Annotated in this window: 9 protein-coding genes and 5 tRNA genes; 3 read left to right on the forward strand and 11 right to left on the reverse strand. The window is 29.9% G+C overall.

The window, feature by feature from the left end; genetic code table 4:
* Positions 1–176 precede the first annotated feature (176 nt).
* The 4 genes from C4B25_RS00545 to C4B25_RS00560 all read right to left on the reverse strand — a co-directional run bounded on the left by C4B25_RS00545 (position 177) and on the right by C4B25_RS00560 (position 3648).
* Positions 177–1007 carry a DegV family protein gene (locus C4B25_RS00545; protein WP_168380651.1) on the reverse strand — a complete coding sequence of 277 codons (831 nt, stop codon included), beginning with the start codon at positions 1005–1007 and terminating at the stop codon, positions 177–179.
* Between the two features lie 71 nt (positions 1008–1078).
* Complete coding sequence (locus C4B25_RS00550) at positions 1079–2686, reverse strand: Asp23/Gls24 family envelope stress response protein (protein WP_131613124.1); 1608 nt, start codon at positions 2684–2686, stop codon at positions 1079–1081.
* Positions 2650–3219 carry a MarR family winged helix-turn-helix transcriptional regulator gene (locus tag C4B25_RS00555; protein ID WP_131613125.1) on the reverse strand — a complete coding sequence of 190 codons (570 nt, stop codon included), beginning with the start codon at positions 3217–3219 and terminating at the stop codon, positions 2650–2652. Before C4B25_RS00555 ends, C4B25_RS00550 begins: the two co-directional genes overlap by 37 nt.
* 33 nt (positions 3220–3252) lie before the next feature.
* Positions 3253–3648 (reverse strand): FKBP-type peptidyl-prolyl cis-trans isomerase, encoded by a 396-nt coding sequence (locus tag C4B25_RS00560; protein ID WP_131613126.1) that lies wholly within the window; start codon positions 3646–3648, stop codon positions 3253–3255.
* Between the two features lie 152 nt (positions 3649–3800).
* Between C4B25_RS00560 and C4B25_RS00565 the strand changes: the two genes are divergently transcribed.
* A tRNA-Ser gene (locus C4B25_RS00565) sits at positions 3801–3890 on the forward strand.
* 59 nt (positions 3891–3949) lie between these two features.
* On the opposite strand, the gene C4B25_RS00570 is transcribed toward C4B25_RS00565, so the two are convergent.
* Entirely contained in the window at positions 3950–5377 is a 1428-nt protein-coding gene (locus C4B25_RS00570; RefSeq protein ID WP_131613127.1) for a sulfatase-like hydrolase/transferase, read from the reverse strand.
* Positions 5378–5565: 188 nt separating this feature from the next.
* Here C4B25_RS00570 and C4B25_RS00575 point away from each other — a divergent pair, with 188 nt between their 5' ends.
* Entirely contained in the window at positions 5566–6585 is a 1020-nt protein-coding gene (locus C4B25_RS00575) for a hypothetical protein (protein ID WP_131613128.1), read from the forward strand.
* 98 nt (positions 6586–6683) lie between these two features.
* On the opposite strand, the gene C4B25_RS00580 is transcribed toward C4B25_RS00575, so the two are convergent.
* The 4 genes from C4B25_RS00580 to C4B25_RS00595 all read right to left on the reverse strand — a co-directional run bounded on the left by C4B25_RS00580 (position 6684) and on the right by C4B25_RS00595 (position 7018).
* A tRNA-Ile gene (locus C4B25_RS00580) sits at positions 6684–6760 on the reverse strand.
* 23 nt (positions 6761–6783) lie between these two features.
* Positions 6784–6860, reverse strand: a tRNA-Met gene (locus tag C4B25_RS00585).
* Position 6861: 1 nt separating this feature from the next.
* Positions 6862–6938: transfer RNA gene (locus C4B25_RS00590), tRNA-Ala, on the reverse strand.
* A gap of 3 nt (positions 6939–6941) precedes the next feature.
* Positions 6942–7018 (reverse strand) — tRNA-Pro (locus tag C4B25_RS00595).
* Positions 7019–7340: 322 nt separating this feature from the next.
* On the opposite strand from C4B25_RS00595, the gene C4B25_RS00600 reads away from it, so the two are divergent.
* A complete protein-coding gene (locus tag C4B25_RS00600; protein ID WP_131613129.1) occupies positions 7341–8783 on the forward strand; it encodes a YitT family protein in 1443 nt (480 codons plus the stop codon).
* Positions 8784–8825: 42 nt separating this feature from the next.
* Here C4B25_RS00600 and C4B25_RS00605 read toward each other — a convergent pair whose 3' ends face one another.
* Complete coding sequence (locus C4B25_RS00605; protein WP_131613130.1) at positions 8826–10568, reverse strand: DUF2779 domain-containing protein; 1743 nt, start codon at positions 10566–10568, stop codon at positions 8826–8828.
* Positions 10569–10620: 52 nt separating this feature from the next.
* Positions 10621–11841, reverse strand: a complete 1221-nt coding sequence (locus C4B25_RS00610) for a hypothetical protein (RefSeq protein WP_131613131.1) — start codon at positions 11839–11841, stop codon at positions 10621–10623.
* Positions 11842–11900: the final 59 nt, after the last annotated feature.

The following is an 11900-nucleotide window of genomic DNA, read 5'->3' on the forward strand; positions in this document are numbered from 1 at the left end:
AGAATGTGTTGAATTAATGAACAAATACGGAAAAATGGATAAAAAAGAATTCATCGCTAAAATGATGAAAGAACACCCAGAAAAATACGTAGCTTAATTAACATTCATTTAAAAAAGACTAGCTTAATTGCTTGTCTTTTTTTATTCGCAAATAAAAAAAATCCCAACAGGATTAATTATTCAAAGTTTTTAACACCAGCAATAACTATTGCTTTTAAACCAACGTGCATTGTAATTACAGATGGTAAAGAAATAACGATTGCTTTTTTACCAGTCATCTCTTCAGCAACTTTAACATGCTTATCTAATTCAGGGTGTGAAGTGTGTATTACAAGTAATTTGTATTCTTCTCCATCAAAATGTTCTTGAACCCCTTTAACAGCTTTGATAACGGTTTTATTAAATGTTCTACCTTTACCGTATTTTAAAAGTTCACCTTTTTCAAATTTAATCATAGGAACAATTTTTAACATATTAGCCATTGAAGCTACATTAGACTTAACCCTTCCACCTTTAACTAATCATTCCAATGTCCCTGGAACCACAACAGCGAAAGCGTTATCCTTTGTTTTTTCTAATGCTGAAAGTATTTCTTCAATTGACTTTCCTTCTGATGCAAGTTTTTCAGCATACTCAGCACTTCACTTAGCTTGTAAAGAAAGTGAGTGTGATTCGAAAACATGAACATTATCAAATTCTTTTGCGAACATTGATGTTGTTGAATATTGTCCAGAAAGACCAGAAGATAATGGATAGAAGATTACATGATCAAATTTTTCAGACATAGTTTTGAATTCTTTGATAATGTCAGCTGAAGATGACGAAGAAGTTCTTGTTGCAGTTTCAATTGTTAAAGTTTCATAAACTTCTTCCGCAGTAATTTCTCTTCCTTCGGCGTAATCAACACCATCCATAAAAATATGTAGAGGTAAATAACCTCATCCTTTTGCTCTTGCTTCCTTCTCTGAGATACCAGAAGCTGAGTCTACTATTATTCCTAATTTCATATAAAGAATTATACACATTTTTATTAAGGGTATTATAAAATTCACTCATTACAAAGTGAATTTATGATTGATTATTTTACGAAATTTTCTATCTTCTTAGCTAAACTCTTAGCTTCTTTTGTTTCTATGTATTTATTTTTATTATCAAAATATTTATTCATAGAAGGATATTGATTAACCATTGCTTTTAAACCTTTTGATTGCAACATGTGTTCAATGAATGATAATGATGTCATATTAGCTTGTCTTGCATGTAAAGCATCGAATATACCACCCTTATCTTTTGTTAGGTTAGAAAGGATGTATTTCATCATGTTTAACTTAATATCATATGTATTATCTCCGACTTCGCCCATAAGCATTTGATCTTTCTTTTCAAGTGAGAAAGTACCATCTTGTTTAGTTGTTGGCATGTAGATTTTATCTGGTGTTGCTGTAATGTAATCACCTTGAATATTATTGAAATCTTTTTGGATTTTCAATGTTTCATCTTTAGAAATATAATCAATACCATTGATGATTGTATTTAATCATTCTAGTAATGTGATTCTTGATTTAACTTGATCCTCATGTGTTTTGTAAGGAAGTTTAAACATTTTTGCAATTGTACCTAATACACGTTTTTCAAATTTAGTTGCTGATAAACCTAATTTAGTTGTTCATTCAAAAACACCCTCTTTAACTTTTCCATCTTTATCTTCTTTAAAGAATCCTAGTTGCCCTAAAATCTTTTGAGTTTTTGGAGGATATGCAGCATATGGGATAGATGCTAATGCTTCATTATTATCGAATGTCTTTTTAATTAGTTTATGTATTTCTGGATAATCACCAGAAACTAGATTCATGTATGCATCATTATTTACTAGGATATTCGCTCCATGAACAATCTTTTTAGATTCTTGCATTAAGTCCGTTCAAGAAGGAAGATTTTTAATTCACACTTCTGCTGCAGATTCTTTTGCAGTACCTTTAATTAAATTACCCAAAAACTTACCTTTTACCGGTTCATAAATATTTGGATTTTTCTTTGAAAACTCTTTAAGTTCACCAAGGATTTTAGAGTTCTTTTCTTTGATTTCTTTTTGAACAACAGCAAACACTGTTGAAGCAATAGACATTTGTACTGTTGAAGCTTCCGAGAAAGCTGCAAGATCATCTTTGTTAGCCAGAACATAAAGTAATCCTGCTTTAGCTGCTTCTTCTCTATCTTCTGAAATCTTAACCGCATTTTCTTCAAAATAAGTAGAAACGTTTTTCATGTTTGTATTTTTCACAAAATCAACAGTTGCTACTGAAGCAAGTCCCATACCTGTAATTGCTGTTACTGCTGTTACTGCCGAAATACCAATAACGATTTTTGAACCATTGAATGAAATTGATTTCCTTTTCTTCCTAACAAGAATCACAATTCATGGTATTGTAATTGCAATTAAAGATATGAATGATAATGCAATACCTAAGATAGCAATTTCTGTTGAACTACCAAAAAATGGCTTCCCTAAATCCGCAATTCACATAATAGTTTTTTGATTCACACTGTAATTTTGTGTTTGAGTATGAATTGTACTTCCTGCAACAGCGACGAAAACAACACTAATTATTAAAGCTATTACTGTTAATATTGCTGCTACTATCGAAAGTACTACCGACACCTTCTTTTTTGTTGACATGTTTTTCATTCTTCCTCCTCTATATAAAGTTTTAATATGAAACTTATTACTGTTATTATTTTAGCATAAAGCAGAATTAAACTTATTTTAAAATAAAAAAATGCATTATTTCTTGTTCATTCAGAAAGTAATCTACTAGTTACAGCAACAAATCATTCTTGCTCTTCTTTTGATAATAACTTAGTCAAAGAATTAGTTATCTTTCTTCTTGCTTCACCGTGAATTTTATATGCTTCTTCACCCTTTTCATCTAATGTAAGTATGATAACTCTTTTATCATCTTCCATTCTTTCTTTCCTTACTAATTTTTTTTCTACCAAAGTTTTAACTGTATTTGAAAATGCTCCTTTACTTAATCCCATTTCTTTCCCAATTTCGAGCATTCTTTTACCTTCATTATTTTTAATAAAAACAATGTAAATTAACTCTCTATGAGAAATGTTTAAACCTTGTTTTTTAAGTTCTCTAAGCTGTACTTTTTGTATCTTTGTCTCGAATATTAAAAGTGCATTACTTATTTGTTTTGTTTCTTGTGCGTTCATAAAATATATTATATAGTTTTTTAACTAAAAAAGTTATTTATTTATCAAAAAAATGTTTGTTTTTACTTTTTTGTAAACATTTGAAACTTTATTCAATAAAGAAAAAACCACTCACCTTATGAGTAGTCATCTAATTCAACTTCGAGCAACTTTACCTGCAAATTCTGCTGCGTGATAGTTTTGAGGGAAAATAACTTCAATAATTCTTTTCTCTCCTTTTTCCATTCCTATTAATTGTTCTTCGAAACCTTTGTATTCTTTACCTGTTGTAAAATCTTTACCAGCTCCAATGAATGAATTTGATCCAATGATTAATGGATATGTTCTTCTTGAAGTTCCGCCAGGGAAAGCTGTTGATGTTTCATATGAATCTCCACCAATTCTTCCTTCAAATTTAATTAATGCTCTGTTATCTCTTTGTAGTGCCATTTTGTACTCCTTGTTATTTTTTAAATTATACACAATATAAAGGTATAAGTATTGAACCTATCATTAATCATTTTTTAGTTTTAAAAAAGTTTCTAATAATTTCTTGCAAAAAATTCTTTTTTTATATTATAATAATTAAGCACTTCACAAATGGGCAAATACCCAAGTCTGGCTGAAGGGACTGGTCTTGAAAACCAGCAGGGGCTTCACGGCCCGCGGGGGTTCGAATCCCTCTTTGTTTTTCTATACTTTTTTTAGACTTTAAGCAAATAAAAAAAGGCCTAAAAGGTCTTTTTTTATATTATTTTGTTAATTTGGGGAATGCTTGTCAATTCTTTTCTTTAATGAATGGAGATCATTTTCAGTTATTAATATCAAAGATACTATCTTTCACTTGTAAAGCAATTTCAGGAATTGTGTGATCTCTTCCGTATTTTTTATCAATAGCTCAACTTCTTTCGTTGTAAACATCTAGAGTTCTTGTTGTAAGCTTAAGTGGATTTTCATTGTACATATGATTTTTTGATTTGTTTAAATCGTAATCAAATTTTGAACCATTTTCATTTAATTCATTTTTAATTAATTGTGGCACATCATAAATCGATAGTAGTGTTTTATGATCCAGATTGAAAGCACCATTGCTTTTAAATGGTTTCATCATTAATGAAGGGTTATTTCTGAAAATTGAATAATATCCAAATGCTTCTTTAACATCTTTATATTTATCAAAATCTTTAACGAATTTTTTCATATCATCAGAAGAATACTTAAACGCGTCTTTATCAGCACCATCATGTGCAGCACCATGATCAGAAACAAATACAATCATAGTATTATCATAAACTTCATCACCAAATGATTTAATTTTAGATACTAACTCTTGGAATATGCCAATAGTTGATTCCATTGATTTATTTTTAGCGATATCTGTTCCATCACCTTCAACAGCTTTATTGTTTTCTAATCTAGCAAACTTAAGGTGTGTTGCTTCTGAGAAGATAAATTTAAACATCGGTTTTTCAGTATCAGCAGCTTTAATATTATCTTTGATAGCTACTGAAGCAGTTAAGTCAGCAACTGGACCATCAGTTTCAGGTTTCTTGAAATTCTTGTTAATACCTTTTGAATCAGTAACTGTGATATTTCTACCTTTTCCAATTCTACTCATTGCATTTTCTGGTGTAACAGCTCATGTTCCTGTTGGATCATTATAGTATTGCATCGCATGTCATTGCTGTGCATAACCCGCTTTTTCCATCATACCCATCATATTGTCGTAAGCTTGGTTTAAAATCTCTGAACTTTTTACATCTTTAAGTTTTCCGTATTTTTGTTCGTTTAATGTGTAATCTCAACCACCAACTATAGCTGGAACTCCTAAGTTAGTATAGTTCGAAGAAACTATATTATCGTAAGCTGTAAACCCTTGCATATCTTTTTTTATTGCATCATTATTATTTACATAATTAGCAACTGAATTACCTACAAGTGAATCCGCAAAGAAAACAACTACGTTCTTTTTATTTTTTGAAATTGTTTCCAAGTTATTTATGTTTTTACTCATATCTATTGGAACTATATTTGTTGGTTTTTTATTTTCCTTTGATGTTTCTGTTTTTGTATCTTTTTTTGTGTCTTTAGGCGCTGTAGTTTTACCACAACTGACTGCTATAAATGGTGTTACAACAAGTGTTAATGGCATTAGCGCGAATATCTTTTTATTTAACATGTGTTTATTATAGCATAATGATTTATCTATCTTTTGTATTAACAATGTTAGTTATTTTGTTGATTCATATTTTGTATTCACAATATATTTCTTGTTATTTTATTTTTATATTGATTGTAAATAATTGTTTTTTCTAAGTATTTATCATATAATTATCAAAATTAAAGAGAAAACAAAGGGAGAAAGTTATGAAAAAAAAGAAAATAGCATTAACACTAGGTTCTGTAGTTCTTACAACTGCAGTAGCATTACCAATAGTTGCATGTTCAAAAGATTCAAAAGAAAAGGAAATTAATCCAAACGTTAGACACCAAATAAACGTAAAAGCAGATTACACATTTAAATTAGACATACAAAAAGCAATCGATACTGCAAAAGAAGCTAAAGATAACAATAAACTTAAAGTTAAGAAATATAGCGAATTCAAAGAAAAAGTAAGAAAACAAATAAATGAAAAAGAAGTAAAGATATTCGACACTTCTGATTCAAGTTATAAAGATCCACTTTCAGTTCTAATTGCTAACTTAATTAATCAAATAATTGATGAACTAAATTCACAAGATGTATTACTTGATAAATTAGGAAAAATGTCTGAAAAAGATGTTGAATTCATTAAAAACTTCTTTGTGAATGATTTTAAAACTTCAAAAGGTAAAAGTTTAAAAGATATCTTCCATATTGGTGCCAGAAATCAAAATAACTTAATGAATCAATTAAAAGATTACTTTGAAACTAACTTTGTTCCTTTCGACGAAGGTAAACTTGGACCTGTCTTGGGTCACTTAGGTCCTTTATTAACAATAGCGGCTCCTTTCATGTTGAAAATGGAAGATTCCCCCCTACTTTCTAAAAATCTTGAGTTAAAGGTTGTAATGGGCAATGTTGTTATGGCTGATATCTTCGTTGAAAAAGGAAAATTAAATAAAGATTCACTAGATAACTTATTCCACTTGAAAAAAGGAGAAGATCTTTATGAAACTTTTGAGAAAGATATGCAAGATATTCAACCAGTAGTTGATGACGCTCTTTACCTAGCAGATGCAATACTAAGTGGTGAAGGTGGTCTAAAGCCAAATGCAAACGCTTTCCCTCTTACAAATAGACTTAAAAAACACATGGAAGAAGTTACAGGAATTTCAGGTGTTGTTATAGATAAACTTCAATCAATTCTTAAACAATTACGCGACTTATACGTAACTAATAAATAATATTAAACAAAAACACTTTAGGTGTTTGTTTTTTTATTCACATAATAACAATCGATATAAAAAAGACATAAAAAAAACATCCTCTAAAAAGGATGATATGGTGGACCCAACAGGACTCGAACCTGTGACCGATCGGTTATGAGCCGAGTGCTCTAACCAACTGAGCTATAGGTCCACGTACGACGGAATAATTCCATTTGGTGTCACAAGAGAGATTCGAACTCTCGACCTTCCGGGTATGAACCGGATGCTCTAACCAACTGAGCTACCGTGACATGGTGGAGAGGATGGGAATCGAACCCACTACCCCCTGCGTGCAAGGCAGGTGCTCTAGCCAAGTGAGCTACCCCCCCAAATGGTGAAGAAGAAAGGATTTGAACCTTCGACCACTACGTCCCAAACGTAGCGCTCTACCAAGCTGAGCTACTTCTCCACATGGTTTTCATATAGTGCTTAATTATTATATATAAAAAAATACCTTTTTTGTAAAAAAATTTATTCTTTTCGTCAATAAGAAACTATAAACAATAAAATTCATTGATTATTTCATCTACAAATCCAATTATTATTTTAATAATTAAATATTTCTCTTAAATAGAAAATGCATTATATTAAGTTTTTATAAAAGGGGAGTTTGCCACTTAGGCCATAAAAAATGATGTTGTTTTTCCAATAAAAAAACTCTTATTACTCTTTTTATTCGTTTGAATCGTATAATTTAATTACAAAACATTTTTTAATGTAGGAAGGCATCAATGGAAAACGAAATAAAAAAAGTTAATAAAATAAGTGTTGATTCATACAAAGAAAAGATTGCTAGCGCAAAAACATCTTATGAATCAGGCAAGAAAAGAATTGAAACCAAATATAAAAAGAAGATTGCTAATGCAACTTCAACTCAAGAAGTTAAAGCTCTTCGAAAGCAAAGAAAAACAGAATTAATAAGATGTAAAAATAAATATGCTTTCAAATATAACGCTTTAATAAATCAAAAATTATTTAGAAGAGCCATCTTTGAATCAAAAGCCGAAGAATTAAAAAATGATTTTAAACGAAGAAAAAGTGAAAGTGTTAATTGAGATCAGGAAATCGAAAGTAAAAAACTTACTTTTGAATTAAAAAGATTACAAAAGAAATATTCAAGACCGGTTTCTACCCACTATTTAACTTCAAGAAATAAAGATAGGGTTGCTGAAAAACCTAAGAAATATATTCGTTTAGCAACTCCTTTAAAGAAAAATATCAAAACTACTTTACTCTTAATTCTTGCTGCGATAATTACAACTTTAGCCTTGGATGTATTTATAAAACCATGAGGTTTATATAATGTTGGACTTAGAGGTATAACTCAAACATTATTCTATGTTTGACAAAGTTTCACACCTTCTTTATCAACTTCAATGTCTTATGTAATATTCTTTATTGCTAATATACCATTTGCAATATTTGGTTGATTTAAATTAGGGAAGAGATTCACTATAATAACAATTATTTTTATTGCCACTCAATATCTCTTCTCTTTCATTTTTGATTATTCACACCTCTACAGCTTCGTGAAACCTTTTGGTCATACAGTGGAATTCTATAAACAGAATAAAGTTGAATGAGCAATCTATACCCTTCCTTTCATTTCAGTTATTATTGGAGGGATTATATATGGTGTAGGTGTAGGTTTAATTTATAAAGCTGGTGGTTCTACTGGTGGTTCTAAATTTGTTGTTACTTGATTATCAGCTAAAAAGAATAAACCAATTGGATTCATTTCATTGATAATAGCTTTATTCGTTGTTGCAATAGGTATAACAGTAAATAAAGTAATAATCGATCATGATGAAGTTATTGTCGCTGCAACATCAACCGCTGCAATATGTTCAATGATATTCGCATGAACTTCAAATATGACTTTAGATAAAGTATTCCCTAAATCTAAAAAGACTGAGATTAAACTATTTACAACTAAGAAAGATGCAGTTATTAGATATCTAGATATCAACTTATTATTTAATAGACCTTACTCATATCACAAAGTAAGTTCAGCATACAAAACAGATAGACGTTATGAATTTAACTTCATAGTTTCTTCAGAAGAGAAAAAGATACTTGTTGATTCAATAAGAAATATAGATCCACAAGCATTTATTTCTATTTCAGATATTAAAGATGTCTCTGGTAGATTCTATAACTATTGATTCGAATAATTAAAAACACCCATCATGGTGTTTTTTTATATAAAAACAACACTACTTAGTGTCGTTTAATAGTTCTTTAATTAATGTATAAACCATTATCATTGCCCGAACATCATTTTCACAATATTCTTTTAGAACAACTTGCTTTTCAGTTCATTCTTCATCTCCAATAACATTGATAGCTCTTTGGATAGCTGCATCCATAGCCATACCACCATTTTGGATTGTTAAATCTTTATATGGTTTAATCATATCTTTGAATCAATATTTGTGTTTTGTAATGTATTTTTCAATTAATTTAATTGAATGTTTTCCTTTAAGTTCAGGGATGAATATAACTGGAAGACTGTCTTTTGAACCAGCTGCAAAAGGTTTTGCAAGATCGACTGTTCTTTCGATGATTCAATAAACCTTATCTTGAACTTCTGTTCAACCAGGATAATTCATATCTCTAAGTGTTGCAACCATTTCTAACATTCTTGGGTTTTCGTAACCAGCATTAAATACAACATAGTAATCCGCTCCACCTGAATAGATTAAATCTATCATTTTGGGGAAGTCTGTATATGAAAATGTTTTAGGGTCAAAAATATGATTAATCCCTGATGTTTCTTCCATTTTATTAGTTTCAATTATAGAAACTTGGAAAGTTGCTTGTTGGAATGGATTGAATCCATCAATAGTTGGGAATGGTAATGAGAATCCTTCAAAGTCATATCAAATAACTCTTGAATTATCTAGCTTATCAATATATGACATAGCATCATCTCTATCTGTAATTGATAAAGAGCGATTTATTAAAGCATCAACAAGAACACTATCTTTTGCTATTTCTTGAAGAGTTTTCCCTTCTTGAATATCTTTTTTCTTAACAAATTTACCATTGTATCCCATGAATTCCGGGTGTAAGTATTCAATAATAGTAGAAACCATAGGGTTTGCTCCAAACTTACCATTATCCTCTGGTGTTAAACCATCTTGGAAACTAGCTGTTTTGGCTTCTCTAATTAATCTTAAGTAATAATCAATACCTTCAAACATAATAGGGTTCTTTTTAGGTCCAAATGGTGTTGCACAAGCAACTATATCAAATATTGTGTGTTGTTCATCGTGAACACCCTTTTTATTAACTCCGTTACCAGTTTTCTTTTTACGCATAGTAACAAAGTCATTATGTTCTTTAGCGTTTTTATCATTCCTTGCAGTTGATGAAGTATTAACTTTGAATGTTTCATAAAACCCGATTTCAAACGCTTTATATTTTTTAGTATCTAGAACAAAGTAAGAAATTTCATTAACAGGAACCTTGCATTTATCAGCTATTTGATAATCAAAATAAGGTTTCACCAAATCTATCCTTTTTGTTGAAGAAGAAATTTTTAAGTTTGAAATCTTTTTATTCTTTTTATCGTATAAAGTTGGAACTGCGAAAGCATCACCATATTGGAATACTGGTTCAAATATAATATCAATCCCAGGATTTCTCATCATTTTCTTAGTTTCTTCTGCTCTTTCTTCCATAGACATCATTTTTGGAGTTCAAGCCGCTCTACCCATAGAACGAACATATTCAAAGAATTCTCTATTAACTCTATGGAATGTTTTTGTTTGAACTTCTGTAATTGTTGGGGCAATAATATCTATAATTCCGGGTATTTGAAATGTGAATTGATCATTATCATCTTCATTTTTATCAAAACCTAAATCATCAATTGAATGTCAAACAAAATAAGGTTGACATGTAAGTAGTTTTTTAAGCTTTGCAAAGGTTATTTTTTCTTCTATTTTTTCCATGATTTAATTATAAAGAAAAACAACCAGTGTAGGTTGTTTATTAATTATTAAATTATGCTTGGTATAATTCAGCTACTTTTGTGAATATTGAAACGATTGGTTTAACAAATTCTTTTATTTCTTTCGGAATAGGTAGTTGATCCATTAATCCTTCAATATCCGCTACTGTTACTTTTTCTGAAGCTTCAATTGGTGTAGTTTTCTTAAGAGCAATTCTTGCGATTGAATTTGTAATGATTTCTAAGACTTCCATTAAATCTTTTTTAGGGGCAGCTGTGTAAAGATTTTTTGAAGACGTTGTAGGTGCAGGTGTTCCTGATTGTCCACTCATTAATTTACCTACCGCTCCCATGATGATTTCACCAAGAGGTTTTTTGGGTAATTTAAGGAGTTTAGGGAGCATTGTATGAATCATAGTTTGTAAACTTTCAATTTTATTAGAAAGTAATAATTTACTGTTAGGTGAGAACATACCTTTAATCAGTTGTGCAATTGGTGAATTTAATTCAACTTTTGTTTCTTTTAAAAGTGTATATTCTTTACCATCAACTGTCATTGAAATACTCATTTTTTTACCATCAATTTCTTTTAATAGTGTTCCGATTTCACCAACAGTGATTCCTGTTTTTTCTAAATCAGCTTTTGTTTCTTTTCAAACTGAATCTAGAATAGTTAATATAAATTGGTCTGGCGTTTTTTGTATTGTTGGCATAACCATCATTAGACCATCTTTACCACCAGTTAACATTTTATTAATTGACATTTTTCCAACCATAGTTTTTTCAAAAATTTCAACATCAAGGGCTCCGTGCATGATATCTTTCGCTATTTTGTAAATACCATCATTTTTTTGCAATTTTTCTAGAATTGGTTTCATAGACGGAACATCTTTTGCGATTGATTTTAACAATTCTTCCACTGTGCCAGCTATTACAGCATTTAATGGATCAACATATTTAGTTGACTTTGTATCGAAGTATGTTGTTGAACCTGTTCCATCTACCATTAGATTATGGTTTTTATCAAAATGACCTTTTTTAACTAGTCCATTCTTTATATTTTGATCAGTTGATTTCACTTTAGCTTCTTTAAGAACTTGATCAAAGTTAACTTTAGCTGTTATTTTTTCTGAGGCGTGTTTCTCAACTTTTTTTGCTTCATCCTTTTTTGCTTCATCTTTTTTACCACATGAGATTACAGTAGCTACTGGTACAGCAACTGTTGTTAATGCTGTAACTACTCCAAGTGATATCTTTTTAGTTTTTTTATTCATAATTTTCTCCTTTGGAAATTAATTCCATCTTTATTATTTTATTGGTTTTATTTAAAAAG

The organism is Mycoplasma todarodis (genome assembly GCF_004335995.1).
Taxonomy (GTDB): Bacteria; Bacillota_I; Bacilli_A; order Mycoplasmatales; family Metamycoplasmataceae; genus Mycoplasma_K; species Mycoplasma_K todarodis.